Raw genomic sequence first — 18,007 nt, 5'->3', positions numbered from 1 at the left:
AGGAAACACCCGCTGCCTACCAGATACTGACGCGGTCCTCAGGCGACAGCCACATGCCATCCCCGGCTTCCACCGCGAAGGCCTCATGGAACGAGTCCAGGTTCTTGGCGATGGCATTGGTCCGGAACTCGTTGGGGGAGTGCGGGTCCGTAGCGACGCGCCGGATGGCTTCCTCAGGACGGATGACCTGGCGCCAGCCGGCAGCCCAGGACATGAAGAAGCGCTGCTGGCCGGTCAGGCCTTCGAGAACGGGCGGTTCCGCACCCTCAAGGCTCAGGAGGTAAGCCTTGTAGGCGATGGTCAGGCCGCCCAGATCGCCGATGTTTTCGCCGAGCGTGAGCTTCCCGTTGACCTTGTGCTCCGGAGCGGCATAGGGGGCAAGGGCGTCGAACTGGGCCACGAGCTTGGCCGCCAGTCCTTCGAAGGCCTTGCGGTCTTCCTCGCTCCACCAATTCCGCAGCGCTCCGCTTCCGTCGAACTGGGAGCCTTGGTCGTCGAAGCCATGGCCGATTTCATGGCCGATGATGGCGCCGATGCCTCCGTAGTTGACCGCGTCGTCAGCCTCCGCCGTGAAGAAAGGCGGTTGCAGAATCGCAGCGGGGAAGACAATCTCGTTGAGCATCGGGTGGTAGTACGCGTTGACGGTCTGCGGGGTCATGAGCCACTTGTCGAGATCGACCGGCTTGCCGACCTCATCGAGGTGACGGTCGACGTCGGCGTTGTGTGCCCGCTCGACGTTCCCCAGAAGATCACTCGGATCAATGTCGACGGCGGAATAGTCAATCCACTTGTCCGGGAAACCAATCTTGGGCCGGAAGGCCTCAAGCTTTTTCAAGGCTTCAGCCTTGGTGTCCTCGCCCATCCAGTCGAGCGCCGTGATGCTCTGGCGGTAAGCCTCGATCAGTTTGGCGACCAGCGTCTGCATCCTGGCCTTGTAACCTTCGGGGAAGTGGCGCTCCACGTAGATCTGGCCTACCGCCTCGCCAAGGGCGGCTTCGACGACGGCGACTCCGCGCTTCCAGCGGTCCTTGTTCTGCGGTGTGCCACTCAGTGTGGTGCCGTAGAAATCGAAGTTTGCGTCCACGAACGCCGACGAAAGATAGGGGGCGGCGGCATTGAGCACACGCAGGGCGAGCCACTCCTGCCACGTGGCAAGGGACTCGGACTCGACGAGGGCGGACGCACCGGTGAAGAAATCAGGAGTACTTACCACCAGCTCGGTGAATTTGTCTCCTTCAATCCGGGCCGAATCGAACCACGCGTCAAGGTACGGGAACAGTTCACGGCCCTCCTCTGCGGTCTTGAGGTTGTAGGTCTTCTGCGGATCGCGAAGGGTGACGTTGTCCCAGTGGTGCGAGGCAAGGGCTTTTTCAAGGGCGACAACGCGCGCGGCGGCATCCTCTGCGTCGGGAATGCCTGCCAGGCCGAAGAGTTTGGCGACGTATTTCGCATAGGCGCTGACAATGCCTTCGAACTTCTCGTCCCGATAGTACGACTCGTCGGGAAGGCCCAGGCCGCCCTGGCCGATGTACAACAGGACCCGCTCCGGGTTCCCGGCGTCGGGGGCGGGATAGATGGAAAACAGGCCGGAAACATCCGAACGGAACAGCCGCCCGGTCAGGGCAACCACTTCGGACGGCGAAGCCGTGGCAAAGACCACCGCGAGCCGGGCACGGATAGGCTCCATCCCTTTGGCCTCGGTGGCTTCCTCGTCCATGAAGCTGTTGTAGAGCCCGCCTACTTTGCGTTCGATGCCGCTGGCGTCTTCGCCCTTTGCGGCAGCTTCCTCGATGATCGCTTTGACTGCCAGTTCAGCGCCATCCCGCAACGCGGTGAACGTTCCCTCAAGCGGGCGGTCTTCGGGGATGACCGTCGACTTCAGCCACGCCCCGTTGACGTGCTGGTAAAGGTCGTCCTGCGGCCTGACGCTTTCATCGATGTTGGACAGTGTGATCCCCGACTGTGGCACAAGAACTCCTTCGGACGACGAGCGGAACCGGCTCACCGCCGTTCCCGCGTCTGCATAGTGGACGTTGCTTCTGGTATTGCATTGTCATCATACGCACCCGTGTTACTGTGAAATGGTGCGTGCAGGAATGCTTCTCCTTAGCTGCCGCGGCGGGGCCTCGTAGGCGATTATTCGCTAGGCCAACCCTCGCTGCGGAGTTAGCTATGCCCGGCCAATCTTCCATCAAAGATTAAAGAGATAAGGCCCCTAAGTCATGCGCAACGCACAAAAGCCCTCCGGAATGCCCATTCATCGGTACCTGCCTTTCCAGGACCAGATCCGTGTCGAGCTGCCGGACCGCACCTGGCCGGACAAGGTCATCACCAAGGCTCCGCGCTGGTGCGCCGTGGACCTCCGTGACGGCAACCAAGCCCTGATCGACCCCATGAGCCCGGCCCGCAAGCTGAAAATGTTCCAGCTGCTGGTCAAGATGGGCTACAAGGAAATCGAAGTCGGCTTCCCCTCCGCATCGCAGACCGACTTCGACTTCGTACGGCAGCTCATCGAAGGCGGCCACATTCCGGATGACGTCTCCATCCAGGTCTTGACCCAGGCGCGTGAACACCTGATCGAGCGCACCTACGAATCCCTCGTCGGCGCCAAGCAGGCCATCGTCCACCTGTACAACTCCACGTCGGTCCTGCAGCGCCGCGTCGTGTTCAACCAGGACGAGGACGGCATCCTGGACATCGCCCTCCAGGGTGCCCGTTTGTGCAAGAAGTACGAGGAAACCCTCACGGACACCCACATCACGTACGAGTACTCGCCCGAGTCCTTCACCGGAACCGAGCTTGAGTACGCAACGCGTGTTTGCAACGCAGTCGCCGACGTTTTCGAAGCGTCCGCTGACAAGCAGGTCATCATCAACCTGCCCGCCACCGTGGAGATGGCCACACCCAATGTCTACGCCGACTCCATCGAATGGATGCACCGGAACCTGCATCCCCGCGACGGCATCATCATCTCCCTCCACCCGCACAACGATCGCGGCACGGGCGTTGCCGCCGCAGAGTTGGGCTACCTGGCCGGCGCCGACCGTATCGAGGGCTGCTTGTTCGGCAACGGCGAGCGTACCGGCAACGTGGACCTGGTCACCCTGGGCCTGAACATGTTCGTCCAGGGCGTCGATCCGATGATCGACTTCTCGGACATCGACGAAGTCCGTCGGACCGTGGAGTACTGCAACCAGTTGCCCGTCCCCGAACGTTCCCCGTATGGCGGCGACCTCGTGTTCACGGCATTTTCCGGTTCTCACCAGGACGCCATCAAGAAGGGTTTCGAAGCCCTCGAGAAGGACGCCGCCGCGGCCGGCAAGGCCGTGGACGACTTCACGTGGCAGGTTCCGTACCTGCCGATCGATCCCAAGGACCTGGGCCGCAGCTACGAGGCCGTCATCCGCGTCAACTCGCAGTCCGGCAAGGGCGGCGTGGCGTACCTGCTCAAGAACGAGCACAGCCTGGACCTGCCGCGCCGGGCACAAATCGAATTCTCCGGCGTCATCCAGCACCGCACCGACACCGTGGGCGGCGAAGTCAGCGGTGCCCAGTTGTGGGCGATGTTCCAGGACGAGTACCTGCCGGCCAGTACAGCCGATGGCCAATGGGGACGCTATTCGCTGGGTTCCATCCGCACCGAGACCGATGAGTCCGGCGAGCTTACCCTGCATGCGGCCCTGCGCGTTGACGGCACGGTAGTTCAGCGAACCGGCACGGGCAACGGACCGATCGCGGCCATGCTGGACATCTTGCGTCAAGACGGCGTGGACGTCCGCGTCCTGGACTACACGGAACACGCCCTTTCCGAAGGTGGCAGCGCCTCCGCGGCCGCTTATGTGGAATGCGCCGTTGGCGAGCGGGTCCTCTGGGGTGTCGGTATCGATCCCAACACGAGCACCGCGGCGCTCAAGGCAGTCATCTCTGCCGTCAACCGCGCCATCAGGGCTGTCCGGGCATAGCCATTTGCCGTGCGGCGCCGTCAACATGGCGCCGCACGGCTCCGCCGGACCCGATAAGGCCCGGTGTGGTGCGAAGATTAACTGTGGCCAATCCTTCGTCGTTTGCAGCGCGGTCCTATCGGGACGATGCCGTAGTGCTGCGCACCCACGAGCTGGGCGAGGCGGACCGCATCATCACTTTGCTGACAAAGCACCACGGACAGGTAAGGGCGGTTGCCAAGGGCGTACGCCGAACCAGTAGCCGGTTCGGGGCCCGGCTGGAGCCGTTCATGGTGGCTGACCTGCAACTCGTTTCGGGCCGCACCCTGGACATCGTCACCCAGGCTGTCGCCAAGGGAGCTTATGGGAGCTCGATCGCTGCCGATTACTCCCGGTACACCGCCGCTGCTGCCATGACGGAGACCGCAGAAAAGCTGACGGACGCCGACGCCGATTCGGGAACCGCCCAATACAACCTGCTTGTCGGGGCTCTTGCCGCGTTGAGCCGTTCCGACCACCCGCCGGAACTCATTCTTGACTCCTACCTGCTCCGGGCTTTGGCAACCGGCGGTTGGGCGCCCAGTTTCACGGATTGCGCCCGCTGCGGGGCGCGCGGTCCGCACACCGCTTTCTCCGCTCCCTTGGGCGGAATGATCTGCAACGACTGCCGCCCTCCTGGTTCGCCGGCGCCGGCACCCGAGACCGTCGTTTTGCTGGGGGCGCTGCTGACGGGGGACTGGGCTACTGCGGATGTGTCTGAAACCTTGCATCGCCGGGAGGCCGCCGGATTGGTGGCGAGTTACCTGCAATGGCATCTTGAACGAGCATTGAAGTCCCTCAAACATGTGGAGCGAAGCTGAAAGTGGCACTGGGAAAAAAGAAGACGGCAACGGCGCGGACCACCCCGGTGAGGGCCCCCTACCACCATCCCTCTGGCGCCAGGCCGCCAGCCATCCCTGCCGAACTGGTACCGCGGCACGTGGCCATCGTCATGGACGGCAACGGCCGCTGGGCGAACCAGCGCGGTCTCCCGCGCATCGAGGGTCACAAGGCCGGTGAGCCGGCCCTGTTGGATGTGATGGCGGGTGCGATCGAACTGGGCATCAAGTACGTCAGTGTCTACGCATTCTCCACCGAGAACTGGCGCCGTTCTCCTGAAGAAGTGCGCTTTCTCATGGGATTTAACAAGGACGTGCTACGTCGGCAGCGCAACCAGCTTGATGAATGGGGCGTGCGGATCCGCTGGGCAGGGCGGCGGCCCAGGCTTTGGGGTTCCGTCATCAAGGAGCTCGAGGAAGCCGAGGAGTTCACGCGCGGCAACGACACGTGCACTTTGACCATGTGTGTTAACTACGGCGGCCGAGCCGAAATCGCCGATGCCGTGGCCGCGATTGCCCAGGATGTCGCTGATGGCCGACTGAAGCCCGGCTCGGTCACCGAGAAGACCATCCAGAAGTACCTCGATGAACCGGACCTTCCGGATGTGGACCTGTTCCTGCGAAGCTCCGGTGAGCAGCGCCTCTCGAACTTCCTCTTGTGGCAATCCGCCTACGCGGAATTCGTCTTCATGGACACGCTATGGCCCGACGTCGACCGCAGGACTTTGTGGGACGCCGTCGAGATCTATGCCAAACGGGACCGCCGCTACGGAGGCGCGGTGGACGCTGCGGCACCCCGCTGACCGCGGCGCCGAATTAGCACAAGCGTGCTGCGAAACCGCTCAGTCCGGATAGGAAGCCAACCAGATGGCTACGTCCCTGTAGGCCTGCTGACGGACGGTGCGCCGTGACAGGAATACATCGTGGAGTGCACCCGGATAGCGGAATACCGCTGTCCGGCGCCCGAGGCCCAGCGCCCGGCGGGCAGTCTGTTCGACGTCGATCACGGCGTCGACGCGCATGAGCTCCGCGGTCCACTCAGCCTGGATCCGGGTCCGGCCGGAAAGCAGCACGAGCACCGGCGCGTCGATATTGAGTCTGCGTTCGACGGCGGCGTGGCCCGCCAGGACTGCCTTTGTCCACCCTGCGCGGATCGGGAAGGAAGCCCGCGGCCTCCATTCCGGATCAAGGGTCCACTCGCCGTGGGCCAGGTTGCTCACGCTTTCCCAGTAAGCCGGCATCTCCGGGAAACGGAAAGGACGCTTGGGGTCGGTGCGCGCAAACGGCTCCACCACGTGCATCGCGATGCTGCGGATCAGGCTGCTGCCCTGGAGTTCCAGCCACGGCGAATTCAACGTCAGGGTGGCAATGCGGCCCGGATTCCGGTCAGCCCACAGCGCCGCGACCAGGCCGCCCAGCGAATGGGCCAGGAGGTGGATGGTAGGTGCCTCCGCGCTACCCGTCAGCTCGGCGATATCCCGCTGGATGGCCTGCAGGGCGGCGTCGAGGTCTTCGTCATAGACCGATAGGTCGGTGGTGTAACCGGGAGTCTGGCCCGACCGCAGGCTCCGCCCGAATTTGCGCAGGTCAAGCGCATAGAAATGGAACCCGGAGGCGCCCAGGAACTCGGCCAGTTCCGTCTGCATGAAGTAGTCGGCCCAGCCGTGGAGATACAGCACCACCCTCGGCGGCCCCTTGGTGACGGGGACGTCGCTCCGGCGCCGGCGTCGAGTGAATGCCGTCAACGCATCCAGGAGTCCGTGCGGCACCGATGGTGCGGCCGCCGGGCGGACATGTCGGACGAGGGTGGCGCAGACCGGCCCCTCCTCGTCCGCTGGAAGTTCGAGCTCCAAGGCCTCGAAACCACCGCCCAGAAAGTCCTGTTGCCAGACCGGCAACCCCAGTTCCGTAGTCATGGCGTTTCCCCCGCTTGTCCAAGCTCGCGGCGCGCCGCGGGATCCGTCCGTGGCCCGTTGGTGATGTACCCGTGAATCCAACGCGCAAGCCTGTCGTAGGCATCGGCCCGCACCGGACCGGCCGACAGGAACACATCGTGGAGGCCGCCATCCACCCGTTCCAGGGTGACGGTCCGGCCAAGGGTCATGGCACGGACGGCCATGGTGTTGACGTCCAGGACGGCGTCCGAATGCCGCATGGACTCCTGCCAGACCATGCCGTTGGCGCTCGCCCCGGAAATCAAGACCAGGATCGGGATATCTATTCTCAGCCCTCGGGCCACCCTCGTGTGGCCGCTGAGGACTGCACTGAGCCAACCGGCCCGCATGGGGAAAGCCAAAGGCGGGCGGTATTTGTCGTCGAGGAGCCATTCTCCCTCGGCCGAGCTGCTGATGCTGCGGTAATAGAACCCCCGTTCGGGCAAGCGCAGGATGGTCTTGGGCCAGAACCGTGCGAGCGGCTTCACCATGGTCTGGGCTGCGCGGCGGACCACGGAGCTTCCATGCATTTCAAGCCATGGACTATTGAGTACCAGGTATTGGACGGAGCCCGGATGGCTGCTGACCCACAAAGCGGCTACGAGGCCTCCGGTTGAATGCCCCATGAGGGTCAACGAGCCGGGCTCCCGGCCAAGCTGGTCACCGGAGCGGATCATGTCAATGGCTTTGCCGATTTCGGCGTCGTAGTCGTTCAGGTGCTCAACGTAACCGCCTGGCGTGCCTGCCTGCAGGCTGCGGCCATGGTTGTGCATGTCCAACGCGTAGAAATGGAAGCCTTGTTCCGTCCAGAACTCTGCCAGGGCGACGTTGAAGAAGTAATCGCTCCATCCATGCAGGAACAGGACCGAGCGGTTGGCCGGCAGGGGAGAATCACCGGGACTGCCGGCGCCCTGGCGCGGGACATGGCGGACCAGCGTTGCGCGCCGGACAACTCCGTCGGGTCCAGCCGCCTCGAATGCGTAACTTTCGAAGTCCGCACCGAGGATATCGGTCTGCCACTCCATGGGAACAGCTTAGACACTCGCCGCGGCATCGCGCCCGGCTGCACGTCCGGAGAACAAGCACCCGCCAAGGAACGTCCCTTCCAATGCCCGGTAGCCATGGATTCCTCCTCCGCCGAAGCCAGCAGCCTCGCCCGCCGCATACAAGCCCGGGACGGGAACTCCGGAATCGCCAAGGACTCGTGAACGAAGGTCTGTTTGGAGTCCGCCGAGGCTCTTACGCGTCAGGACGGAGAGCCGCACAGCCAGGAGCGGGCCGTGTTCCGGGTCGGTGAGCCGATGCGGAGGGGCCACACGCATGAACTTGTCGGTGGCGAAACGCCGGGCCGCCCGGATCGCGGCGAGCTGCGGATCCTTGCCCAGCCCGCTCGCCACTTGCAGGTCCCGATCGTGGATGAGCGAATCGAGCTGGGCGGGATCTATCAGCGCTGAACCCGTCAGCGCGTTCATTTTCGCGGCGAGCTCGGCGGCCGTTGCCGCCTGTAGGAAATCCACGCCGCGGTCCAGGAAGAGGCGCAATGGCGAATCGCTCCCGGGATTGAGCCTGGAAACGAGGAGCCTGATGTCCTTGCCAGTAAGGTCCGGGTTCTGTTCCGAGCCTGAGAGGGCGAATTCCTTCAGCGCGATGGTGCGGTTGCACACGAACCACGAATGTCCGTGCCCGCTCGCCAGGATATGCCTGAGGGCGCCCAGCGAGTCGAAGCCCGGAAACAGCGGCGGGGGCAACTGCCGTCCCGTCGCGTCAATCCACAGCGACGACGGACCGGGCAGTATCCGGATGCCGTGCGAAGGCCATACGGGGGAATGGTTGTGGATGCCTTCGGGGTAGTGCCACATGCGGTCGCCGTTGATAAGCCTTCCGCCGGCGGCTGCGGCGGCAGCGAGGAACTCGCCGTCGACGGAAGCGGGGACACCGCTCAGCATATGTTCCGGCGCGCTACCGTCGGGCCATTGCTTCCGCACCGTAGCGTGGTTCCCGCCGATTCCGCCGGTGGTCACGATGACCGCTCCCGCGGTCGCCTCAAAGTGCCCGACGACGGTCCTTGGCGACGCTTCGCCGCGTCCGGTTCCGGACGCCTCAAGGATCTCGCCGCCGACCCCTGTGACGCGGCCCGACGTCGTCGTAATCCCCGTGGCTCGATGCCGAAAGTGGAGGGATATCCTTCCGCGGGCCACGCCGTCGTTGACCTTTGCCAGGAACGGTTGCACGACGCCGGGTCCCGTGCCCCATGTGACGTGGAACCGCGGGACCGTGTTGCCGTGACCTTGGGGACCATAGCCGCCCCGTTCGGCCCACTGCACCAGCGGAAAGAACCGCACGCCAAGGGAGTTCAGCCACCGGCGCTTCTCGCCGGCGGCAAAATCCACGTAGGCCTCCGCCCAACGCCGGGCCCAGGAGTCTTCCGGCCGGTCAAAGGCCGCGGAAGCCAGCCAGTCGCTCAGGGCGAGCCCGGGGCTATCCTTGACCCCCAACCTCCGCTGCTCGGGAGAGTTGACCAGGAACAAGCCACCGAAGGACCAGTGTGCCTGGCCGCCCACGGAGGCGGGCGGTTCCTGGTCCAGGACAGCAACCCGTTTGCCGTCGGCGTATGCTTGGGCGGCGGCGACCAGTCCCGACAGTCCCGCCCCAATGACGACGACATCGGCTTCAATGTTTGCCTTGGAGTGAACTCCATCACGCGGATTGCTCGGCATTCGTACATGCTACCGCCCGGTTACCGCGTTGGTTTGGTGCGCGACCGGTAAACCGGAAAACTAGGACCATGCGCGTTTACCCCACATTCTTCAAGTTGGCCTTCTCCTGGATGGATGCCGAAAGAGCCCACAAGATCGGCTTCCAGGCGATCCGCTTCGCACACCGCTCAGGCGCAGGTCGCGTTCTGGCCAAAATGACGGCTCCCCACCCCTCCCTGCGCACAGAGGCTTTCGGGCTGACGTTCCCGTCACCCTTCGGCCTTGCGGCCGGCTTCGACAAAGAGGGCCACGGAATCGAGGCCCTCGCGGAACTGGGCTTCGGCCACGTGGAAGTGGGTACGATCACCGGCCAGGCTCAGCCCGGCAACGAGAAGCCACGGCTTTTCCGCTTGATCGAGGACAAAGCCGTGATCAACCGCATGGGCTTCAACAACGACGGCGCAGCGGCCGTGGCCCCGCGGCTCAAAGCTGCGCGGGCGGCATTGCAGCGGACCCATTCAGGCGTTCGTCCCGTGATCGGAGTCAACATCGGCAAGACCAAGGTTGTTGAGCTCGACGACGCAGTTGAGGACTATCTGGTCAGCGCCCGCAGCCTGGCACCCGCCGCCGACTACCTGGTAGTCAATGTCAGCTCGCCCAACACCCCGGGACTGCGGCTGCTCCAGAACGTCGAAACGCTTCGCCCCCTCCTGCGCGCCGTCGGAGATGCCGCAGACGAATCCGCCGGCCGCCATGTGCCGCTGCTTGTCAAGATCGCACCGGATCTGAGCGACGAAGACATCGACGACCTCGCCCGCCTCGCCTTGGACCTCAAGCTCGACGGGATCATTGCGACAAACACCACGATCGGCCGGGAAGGCCTGGTTTCCGACCCGGGCAAAGTGGAGGCGTGCGGCGCCGGCGGACTCTCCGGCGCACCGCTCAAGGAGCGTTCGCTCGAGGTACTGCGCCGGCTCAAGGCTGCGGTAGGGGAGGGCCTGGTGCTCATCGCGGTCGGCGGAGTGCAGTCCGCGGCCGACGTCCAGGAGCGGCTCGACGCCGGGGCAACCCTCGTGCAGGGCTATACGGCATTCCTCTACGAAGGTCCGTTCTGGGCCGCCGGCATCAACAAAGCCCTCGCGAAGCGTCGCCGCTAAGCAGGGAGACGAGCGCCTGAACCACCGCGTGCGGTCAATCAAAAAGACCCTGGAACAGCTGTTCCAGGGTCTTTTTGATTCGTCGGACTCTCGTCCATGGCGATCGGGGGAGTTAAGCGGGGTACTGGCCTCGCTGCACCTGCGGCTTCGGCAGGCGCAGGCGACGGAATTGCAGGGAACGCATGCTGCCGTACCAGACGGTGCCACGCTCGACGTCGCCGAACTTCTGCGTCAAGCCCTTACGCAACTTGCGGGAAAGGATGAACACATCCGCGAACACCGCGAGGAACATGACCCAGAAGCCGATCAGGATATAGCTGAGGGCCTCACTTCCTGAAGGAATGATGAAGGAGATGACCACGAAAAGCAGGGCACCGAACATCAAGTACTCACCCAAGCTGAAACGGGCATCGACATAGTCGCGCGCAAAACGCTTCTGGGGTCCCTTGTCCCTCAGCGGCAGATACTTTTCGTCCCCGGTGTCCAGGGCCTGGCGCATTTTCTGGCGCTGATCCTGCACGGCAATGCGCTCGGCTTCTTTCGAGGCCTTGCGGTCCGTCGGCACGAGGGGGCGCTTGCGGGCCGCTTCTTGTTCCTTGCGCTTGGGCGTGGGAGCGCCCTTGCCAGCGCCTTTCACGGCGGCATCGACGGCAAGCTGGTCTTCTTGGTCTTGAGCGCTCGGCTCATCCTTTTTACGTCCAAACACCACTACAGAATACCCCGCAGGAACCGCGCAAAAGTCGACGTGACGTGCCGCCCTCCGAACGAGCCCGCCACGCCGCCAGGTCCGGTTCCCCAGCGCCACTCCCGGCGGTAGTGTTTGCGCCATGACTTCAATGAATGCGGAGATCCCGCAGACCTTTTCCGACGGCTCCGGCACAATCAATGTTGATGCGCTCAAGTCCTCGATCGATGCTTCATTCGACCAGACCATGGCCCGTTTGAAAGCCCTGGTCGCCATCCCGGGGATCGCCTGGCCCAGCTTTGACCCGGCTGAACTGGAGCGGAGCGCCGAGGCTGTTGCGGCGCTGGTCCGCGAGTCGGGCTTCCGCGACGTACAGATCCTGCGCTGCGACAAGGCCGACGGGACTCCAGGAGGCCCGGCCATTGTTGCGCGCCGCGTTGCCGCGCCGGGCAAAGCAACCATCCTGCTTTACGCGCACCACGATGTGCAACCGCCGGGCGACGTGACCTTGTGGGAGACCGAGCCCTTCGTCGCCGAGGAACGCGATGGCCGCCTTTATGGCCGGGGCGCAGCCGACGACAAAGCGGGAATCATGGCCCATCTGGCTTCTTATGCCGCTGTAACCCAGGTGCTGGGAGACGATTTCGGCCTTGGGGTCACCTTGTTCTTCGAGGGCGAAGAAGAGGCGGGCTCCCCGACGTTCCGCGCTTTCCTCGAAACACACCGCGAGCTCCTCGAAGCGAACGTCATCGTTGTGGCTGATTCAAGCAACTGGAAAGTCGGCGTTCCCGCGCTGACAACCAGCCTCCGCGGCTTGGTCGACGGCACCTTCGAAGTGCGGGTCCTGGATCACGCCGTACACTCCGGCATGTTCGGTGGTCCCGTACTGGATGCGCCGACCCTTCTGTCCCGGCTCATCGCCACCCTGCACGACGACGACGGCAACGTGGCCATCGAGGGCCTGGTAGCCAGGGATGACGTAGTAGAGGACGTTGACGAGGAACAGTACCGCGCCGACGCTTCCGTGCTCGACGGCGTACGGCTCGCCGGCAGCGGCAGCATCGCCTCGAGGCTCTGGACCAAGCCCGCGTTGTCCATCATCGGCATCGACGCACCCGCCGTCGACGTCGCATCCAACACGCTGCTCCCGGCCGCGCGGGCAAAGTTCAGCCTGCGCTTGGCTCCCGGGCAAGATCCCGATGCCGCCATGGACGCAGTAGGAAGGCACCTCGAGGCGAACGCGCCCTTCGGAGCGAAGGTGACGTTTGTGCCGGGGGAGCGGGGGAACGCCTTCTCCACCGACACAGCATCGGCGGCGGCCCGGATCGCGATGTGGGCGCTGGGTGAAGCCTGGGGTGTCCCCGCCGTCGAAATGGGGATCGGTGGATCCATACCGTTCATCGCGGATCTGACGGAAACCTATCCCGATGTCCAGATCCTGGTGACCGGGGTCGAGGACCCTGACTCACGGGCCCACAGCGCCAACGAATCCCTTCACATCGGTGATTTCCGGAATGCTGTGCTGGCTGAAGCACTGATGCTCGCCCGTTTGAACACGGAAGGCCTCTGAGCCCCCACCTGCATCGGCCGGGAACAAGGTAAGGCTCCGGCCGGTTACGTTAGAAGTTATAGCTATGCGCCGGCTCGACGTAGCATGTAGCTATAACCCGCACGTATTTGGGTAAGGGCAGGCAGCGCGAAGGCGCAGCCGCCAAGAGCGTCATAAGAAGGTAGGCCAATGAGCACTGCAACCAACGAAAACAGCACCGAAGCGCAGCTCGCAGGCGCCGAGCTTCCTGAGCACGAGGTCAAGTTGACCGATGTTGCCGCAGGCAAAGTCCGGAGCCTTCTCGAACAAGAAGGCCGCACGGACTTGCGGCTCCGCGTCGCTGTTCAGCCGGGCGGCTGCTCGGGCCTGATCTACCAGCTCTACTTCGACGAGCGCCTGCTCGACGGCGATGCCGTCCGCGACTATGACGGCGTCGAAGTGGTTGTCGACAAGATGAGCGTGCCTTACCTGAGCGGCGCCAGCATCGACTTCGAGGACACGATCTCGAAGCAGGGCTTCACCATCGACAACCCCAACGCCGGCGGGTCTTGCGCCTGCGGCGATTCGTTCCACTAACCCGGGCATTCGCAGACTGTTGGCCCAGTTCAGGAACGGGTTAAACCCGGGCCGACGCACTGGGCCAGCATGTCGGCGAAAACCGCTCGGTAGCGGTAAGCTCTACATCGGGTAGTAAAACTTTAGTGTGCCCGGTGGGCCTTCCGCCTGCCGGGCTGCAGCAACAAGAGGAAGGGCCGTCTGTGAGTTCGCAGAACCGAACCGGCAGCCGACGCATAAAGATCACCTCGATCACTGGCTTGGCACTAGCCGGCGCGTTGGTTTTGACCGGATGTTCACCAGAGGTAGAAAAAGGCTGGTTGCCCACGGAACGTGGCACCACCAGCAACACCGATCGGATCATGGACCTCTGGGTCAACTCATGGATCGCCGCCCTCGTAGTCGGCATTATTACTTGGGGCCTGCTGGTCTGGTGCATCATCGCCTACAGGCGCCGCAAGGGCACCACGGGTTTCCCGAAGCAGCTTAGCTACAACCTCCCTCTGGAGGTCTTTTATTTGACCATTCCGCTGTTCATGGTGCTGGTGTTCTTCTACTTCACCAACCAGGACCAGCAGGCGATTGATGATCGCTCCAAGCCGGCCGACGTCACCATCGACGTCCGCGGCAAGCAATGGGCTTGGGACTTTAACTACGTCAAGGGCTCGGTCATCACCGACGACCTTCACGAAGCAGGAGTCCAGGCCCACCTCACGGGCAACGCGATTGACCTGAATCAGCTGCCGACGCTGTACCTTCCCGTGAACAAGTCGGTTGACCTCGAGCTCAACTCCCGCGACGTCATCCACTCTTTCTGGGTTCCGGCCTTCCTGCAGAAGCGCGACGTGATTCCCGGCAAGACCAACTACATCAGGTTGACCCCCACCAAGGAGGGCACCTATGACGGCAAGTGCGCCGAACTTTGCGGTGAATACCACTCTGAGATGTTGTTCCGCGTGAAGGTCGTTTCCGATGCTGAGTTCCAGGCTCACATGGACCAGCTTCGCCAGAGCGGCAACACCGGTCTTCTCGATTCGAAGTACGACCGCAACCCGAACCTGAACGCAAAGAATTAAGGGAAGCGACGTGGCTACTTACACTCAATCCGCCGGAGTCCTTGACGCTCCGGTAGTACCGAAGTCCAAGGGACGTATCGTCGTCAACTGGATCACCTCCACGGACCACAAGACCATCGGGTACATGTACCTGATCGCGTCCTTTGTGTTCTTCTGCCTGGGCGGCGTTATGGCGCTCCTGATGCGTGCGGAGCTGTTCGAGCCCGGCATGCAGATCCTACAGACCAAGGAACAGTACAACCAGCTCTTCACGATGCACGGCACCGTGATGCTGCTCATGTTTGCGACGCCGCTCTTCGCCGGCTTCGCAAACGTCGTCATGCCGCTGCAGATCGGTGCCCCCGATGTTGCCTTCCCGCGGTTGAACGCGTTGGCCTTCTGGTTCTTCCTTTTCGGCTCCACCATCGCCGTTTCCGGCTTCATCACCCCGCAGGGCGCCGCATCCTTCGGCTGGTTCGCCTATGCACCTTTGTCAGACACCACGTTCACCCCGGGCGTGGGTGGTGACCTTTGGGTCTTCGGCCTGGCGTTGTCCGGTTTCGGAACAATCCTGGGTGCGGTCAACTTCATCACCACGATCATCTGCATGCGCGCTCCCGGCATGACGATGTGGCGCATGCCGATCTTCACCTGGAACACCCTGGTGACGGCCATCCTGGTTCTCATGGCGTTCCCGCCGCTCGCCGCCGCGCTCTTCGCCCTCGGCGCTGACCGTCGCTTCGGAGCCCACATCTTCGACCCGGAGAACGGCGGAGCTGTCTTGTGGCAGCACCTGTTCTGGTTCTTCGGCCACCCTGAGGTTTACATCATTGCCTTGCCGTTCTTCGGCATCGTCTCTGAAATTTTCCCGGTCTTCAGCCGCAAGCCGATCTTCGGCTACAAGGGCCTTGTGTATGCGACCATTGCCATCGCCGCCCTGTCGGTGACCGTGTGGGCGCACCACATGTACGTCACCGGATCGGTGCTGCTGCCGTTCTTCTCCTTCATGACGATGCTGATCGCGGTACCCACCGGCGTGAAGTTCTTCAACTGGATCGGCACCCTATGGCAGGGCTCGATTACCTTCGAGACTCCCATGCTCTGGAGCATCGGCTTCCTGGTCACGTTCCTCTTCGGCGGCCTGACCGGCATCATCCTGGCTTCCCCGCCGCTGGATTTCCACGTCTCGGACTCCTACTTCGTCGTGGCGCACTTCCACTACGTGGTCTTCGGCACGGTGGTATTCGCGATGTTCGCAGGCTTCTACTTCTGGTGGCCAAAGTGGACCGGCAAGATGCTCAACGAACGGCTCGGCAAGATCCACTTCTGGCTCCTGTTCCTGGGTTTCCACGGCACCTTCCTGATCCAGCACTGGCTCGGCGTAGAGGGCATGCCCCGGCGTTATGCCGACTACCTGCCGCAGGACGGCTTCACGTGGATGAACCAGTTCTCCACGATTTCATCCTTCGTGCTCGGCGCATCGCTCCTGCCATTCTTCTGGAATGTCTACATCACTTGGCGCAGCAACAAAAAGGTAGAAGTGGACGATCCCTGGGGCTTTGGTGCCTCGCTGGAGTGGGCCACATCCTGCCCGCCGCCGCGACACAACTTCACCTCTCTGCCCCGCATTCGTTCCGAACGTCCTGCCTTGGACCTCCACCACCCGGAACTTGCCCAGCATCACACTGCAGAGAGCCCTGCGCCGGCAGCAAAGGTGCTCGGCAACGCTGATCAGAAGGACGCTAAATGAAAATCGAATCTTGGATTTTTGGAGCCGGGAGTTTTTTCTTCGTACCGGTGGCGCTGGTCTATGGTTTTCTGAACCACTGGGATGAGTGGGTTGGCACCCTAGGTATCCTCCTGGTCGGTGGCCTGGCAGGCATGATCGGCGCTTATCTCGGTTTCACGGGCAGGCGCGTCGGCATGCGTCCGGAGGACCGTCCGGATGCTGAGATCCACGAAGGCGCCGGCGAGCAGGGACACTTCAGCCCCTGGAGCTGGTGGCCGCTGGTGCTCGGCCTGGCCTGCGCCGGCGGGTTCCTTGGCCTGGCCGTAGGTTTCTGGATCACGTTCGTCGCCGCCGGTCTTGCTGTCGTAGCCCTGGTCGGCTGGGTCTTCGAATACAGCCGCGGAGACCACGCGCACTAGAAGTACTTGAACAACAACGGCGGGCCCCACCACGTGGTGGGGCCCGCCGTCGTTCTATCCGGATGACACACCGGGTGCGTCGTCAGCGTGCTTGCCCGTTCACTGACCTTCCACGGCCTCCAGGACGGCCGAAAGCGCGGCCAAAGCATCGTTGACCTCATCAAGCGTACGGCCGGCTTGTAGCGCTTCTCCGGAGACCGACAGAACCACCTCGCACCCGTGGCCGAAATCTTCGGTCATGACCTCAAGCAAAGACCGGGCATCAACCGCTTGTTGGCCGGGCTTGCGGATCATCACCGGAAGGCCCGTGGCCGTCACAGCCCGCACGAATACGGCAGCAGCCCGTGCATGAAGGCCGATCTCTGCGGCGACGATGGCTTTGTGCTCGGGCAAACCGGCTCCTTTGACTCGGACGGCCAGATGCCGACTGCGATTTTGATCCCTACAAGCCTAGCGCTGCCGCGGGACGGCCCAGTTCGCAGAGCCCAGCTGGTCTAGACCTGCCGGAGGATTGCCCTACGCTTATTTCATGAGAGATTTCGTGGCCGGAGACCGTCGTGCCGACTGATGCAACACGTATTGCGGGGGGGATCGACCGCAAGAGCGGCACTCCTATCTACGTTCAACTGCGCGAGATCCTGCGCAGCTATATCTCCGAGTCCTGCAAGCCCGGTGCGGCGTTGCCTTCGGAGCGGGACCTCTCCGAACGATTCGGTCTTGCCCGGATGACGGTGCGGCAGGCCATTGATGCCCTTGTCGGCGAGGAAGTCATTGAACGTGTGGTTGGACTGGGAACTTTCGTCCGCAAACCGAAGCTGGACCTCCAGGTGAAGCTCACGTCGTACAGCGAGGAAATGCAACGCCGCGGCATGGTTCCGGCAGCCAAGGTCCTGAGCTTTGAACAAATCTCGGCCAGCGCCTTCCTGGCGAGGGAACTCCAGCTGGAGGAAGGGACGCCGTTGGTCCGCTTCAGGCGGCTCCTCCTCGCTGACAACGAGCCCATGAGCGTGGACGAGAACTTCATCCCTGCCCATCGCGTGCCAGGTCTTTTGGACGATGCGCCTCCCACTTCCCTGTACAACGTGCTGAGTGAGAAGTACGGACTGGTGATGGAGTGGGGAGAGGACATGATTGAAGCAACGGCAGCTTCGCCATCAACGGCGCGGCTCTTGAACGTAGATGTCGGTACTCCGTTGCTCAAGATTCAGCGCCATGCTTTCGTTGCCCGCGCCATGGTGGACTACTCCGTGTCGTACTACCGTGCCGACCGGTACAAGTTGTGGGTCCCGTTGCAGCGTCCGGGCGTGCGGTCCACCCGAAGCCAATCCACGGGGTACCGCACCCACTAGCCCAAAGCCAGGGAACCGAGCGCTTGAAAGCCCGAACAACGAGAGAAGGCCCCGTCCACG

Annotated in this window: 16 protein-coding genes; 10 read left to right on the top strand and 6 right to left on the bottom strand. The window is 63.1% G+C overall.

All coding sequences use genetic code 11. The features are described from left to right. Window positions 1-16: 16 nt before the first annotated feature. Window positions 17-1,969 (bottom strand): M13 family metallopeptidase, encoded by a 1,953-nt coding sequence (locus ABD742_RS09800; RefSeq protein ID WP_234749234.1) that lies wholly within the window; start codon window positions 1,967-1,969, stop codon window positions 17-19. Between the two features lie 253 nt (window positions 1,970-2,222). Here ABD742_RS09800 and leuA point away from each other — a divergent pair, with 253 nt between their 5' ends. The 3 genes from leuA (at window position 2,223) to ABD742_RS09785 (ending at window position 5,622) form a co-directional block, all read left to right on the top strand. Continuing rightward, window positions 2,223-3,962, top strand: coding sequence for a 2-isopropylmalate synthase (gene leuA / locus ABD742_RS09795; RefSeq protein ID WP_234749235.1), 1,740 nt, complete (start codon window positions 2,223-2,225; stop codon window positions 3,960-3,962). Between the two features lie 83 nt (window positions 3,963-4,045). Next, window positions 4,046-4,801 (top strand): DNA repair protein RecO, encoded by a 756-nt coding sequence (gene recO / locus ABD742_RS09790; protein ID WP_234749236.1) that lies wholly within the window; start codon window positions 4,046-4,048, stop codon window positions 4,799-4,801. A gap of 2 nt (window positions 4,802-4,803) precedes the next feature. Next, window positions 4,804-5,622 (top strand): isoprenyl transferase, encoded by an 819-nt coding sequence (locus tag ABD742_RS09785; protein WP_234749237.1) that lies wholly within the window; start codon window positions 4,804-4,806, stop codon window positions 5,620-5,622. Window positions 5,623-5,661: 39 nt separating this feature from the next. On the opposite strand, the gene ABD742_RS09780 is transcribed toward ABD742_RS09785, so the two are convergent. Genes ABD742_RS09780 through ABD742_RS09770 form a run of 3 tightly spaced genes read right to left on the bottom strand, consistent with a single transcriptional unit; the run spans window position 5,662 to window position 9,470 of the window. Further along, window positions 5,662-6,735, bottom strand: a complete 1,074-nt coding sequence (locus ABD742_RS09780; RefSeq protein ID WP_234749238.1) for an alpha/beta hydrolase — start codon at window positions 6,733-6,735, stop codon at window positions 5,662-5,664. After that, the gene (locus ABD742_RS09775; RefSeq protein ID WP_234749239.1) at window positions 6,732-7,778 is read right to left on the bottom strand and encodes an alpha/beta hydrolase; all 1,047 of its coding nucleotides are present in this window, start codon (window positions 7,776-7,778) and stop codon (window positions 6,732-6,734) included. Before ABD742_RS09775 ends, ABD742_RS09780 begins: the two co-directional genes overlap by 4 nt. Before the next feature lie 9 nt (window positions 7,779-7,787). Beyond that, entirely contained in the window at window positions 7,788-9,470 is a 1,683-nt protein-coding gene (locus ABD742_RS09770; RefSeq protein WP_234749240.1) for an FAD-binding dehydrogenase, read from the bottom strand. Between the two features lie 68 nt (window positions 9,471-9,538). Between ABD742_RS09770 and ABD742_RS09765 the strand changes: the two genes are divergently transcribed. Further along, entirely contained in the window at window positions 9,539-10,606 is a 1,068-nt protein-coding gene (locus ABD742_RS09765; RefSeq protein ID WP_234749241.1) for a quinone-dependent dihydroorotate dehydrogenase, read from the top strand. A 112-nt stretch (window positions 10,607-10,718) separates the two neighbouring features. Here ABD742_RS09765 and ABD742_RS09760 read toward each other — a convergent pair whose 3' ends face one another. Continuing rightward, on the bottom strand, window positions 10,719-11,312 hold the full coding sequence (locus ABD742_RS09760; protein ID WP_234749242.1) for a DUF3043 domain-containing protein: 594 nt from the start codon (window positions 11,310-11,312) through the stop codon (window positions 10,719-10,721). Window positions 11,313-11,433: 121 nt separating this feature from the next. On the opposite strand from ABD742_RS09760, the gene ABD742_RS09755 reads away from it, so the two are divergent. The 5 genes from ABD742_RS09755 to ABD742_RS09735 all read left to right on the top strand — a co-directional run bounded on the left by ABD742_RS09755 (window position 11,434) and on the right by ABD742_RS09735 (window position 16,598). Further along, window positions 11,434-12,861 carry a dipeptidase gene (locus ABD742_RS09755; protein WP_234749243.1) on the top strand — a complete coding sequence of 476 codons (1,428 nt, stop codon included), beginning with the start codon at window positions 11,434-11,436 and terminating at the stop codon, window positions 12,859-12,861. Window positions 12,862-13,029: 168 nt separating this feature from the next. Further along, window positions 13,030-13,416, top strand: coding sequence for a HesB/IscA family protein (locus tag ABD742_RS09750; protein ID WP_234749244.1), 387 nt, complete (start codon window positions 13,030-13,032; stop codon window positions 13,414-13,416). A gap of 182 nt (window positions 13,417-13,598) precedes the next feature. Next, window positions 13,599-14,471, top strand: a complete 873-nt coding sequence (ctaC, locus tag ABD742_RS09745) for an aa3-type cytochrome oxidase subunit II (protein WP_234749245.1) — start codon at window positions 13,599-13,601, stop codon at window positions 14,469-14,471. A 10-nt stretch (window positions 14,472-14,481) separates the two neighbouring features. Next, window positions 14,482-16,200 (top strand): aa3-type cytochrome oxidase subunit I, encoded by a 1,719-nt coding sequence (gene ctaD, locus ABD742_RS09740; protein WP_234749246.1) that lies wholly within the window; start codon window positions 14,482-14,484, stop codon window positions 16,198-16,200. Continuing rightward, window positions 16,197-16,598, top strand: a complete 402-nt coding sequence (locus ABD742_RS09735; RefSeq protein WP_234749247.1) for a cytochrome c oxidase subunit 4 — start codon at window positions 16,197-16,199, stop codon at window positions 16,596-16,598. Before ctaD ends, ABD742_RS09735 begins: the two co-directional genes overlap by 4 nt. A gap of 99 nt (window positions 16,599-16,697) precedes the next feature. Here the strand turns inward: ABD742_RS09735 and ABD742_RS09730 are convergent, their stop codons facing one another. Further along, window positions 16,698-16,991, bottom strand: coding sequence for an HPr family phosphocarrier protein (locus ABD742_RS09730; protein WP_234749248.1), 294 nt, complete (start codon window positions 16,989-16,991; stop codon window positions 16,698-16,700). Between the two features lie 164 nt (window positions 16,992-17,155). On the opposite strand from ABD742_RS09730, the gene ABD742_RS09725 reads away from it, so the two are divergent. Continuing rightward, the gene (locus ABD742_RS09725) at window positions 17,156-17,947 is read left to right on the top strand and encodes a GntR family transcriptional regulator (protein WP_234749249.1); all 792 of its coding nucleotides are present in this window, start codon (window positions 17,156-17,158) and stop codon (window positions 17,945-17,947) included. The last annotated feature ends 60 nt before the right edge of the window (window positions 17,948-18,007 follow it).

It is taken from the genome of Arthrobacter ramosus, assembly GCF_039535095.1.
In the GTDB taxonomy this organism is placed as follows: domain Bacteria; phylum Actinomycetota; class Actinomycetes; order Actinomycetales; family Micrococcaceae; genus Arthrobacter; species Arthrobacter ramosus.
This window is presented reverse-complemented; position numbering and strand designations above follow the sequence as displayed.

Bases quoted from the DNA above. Each gene is read 5' to 3' on its own strand.
- ABD742_RS09765 (WP_234749241.1), top strand. From the start codon at position 9,539: ATGCGCGTTTACCCCACATTCTTCAAGTTGGCCTTCTCCTGGATGGAT.
- ABD742_RS09770 (WP_234749240.1), bottom strand. From the start codon at position 9,470: ATGCCGAGCAATCCGCGTGATGGAGTTCACTCCAAGGCAAACATTGAA.
- leuA (WP_234749235.1), top strand. From the start codon at position 2,223: ATGCGCAACGCACAAAAGCCCTCCGGAATGCCCATTCATCGGTACCTG.
- ABD742_RS09780 (WP_234749238.1), bottom strand. From the start codon at position 6,735: ATGACTACGGAACTGGGGTTGCCGGTCTGGCAACAGGACTTTCTGGGC.
- ABD742_RS09775 (WP_234749239.1), bottom strand. From the start codon at position 7,778: ATGGAGTGGCAGACCGATATCCTCGGTGCGGACTTCGAAAGTTACGCA.
- ABD742_RS09755 (WP_234749243.1), top strand. From the start codon at position 11,434: ATGACTTCAATGAATGCGGAGATCCCGCAGACCTTTTCCGACGGCTCC.
- ABD742_RS09750 (WP_234749244.1), top strand. From the start codon at position 13,030: ATGAGCACTGCAACCAACGAAAACAGCACCGAAGCGCAGCTCGCAGGC.
- ABD742_RS09735 (WP_234749247.1), top strand. From the start codon at position 16,197: ATGAAAATCGAATCTTGGATTTTTGGAGCCGGGAGTTTTTTCTTCGTA.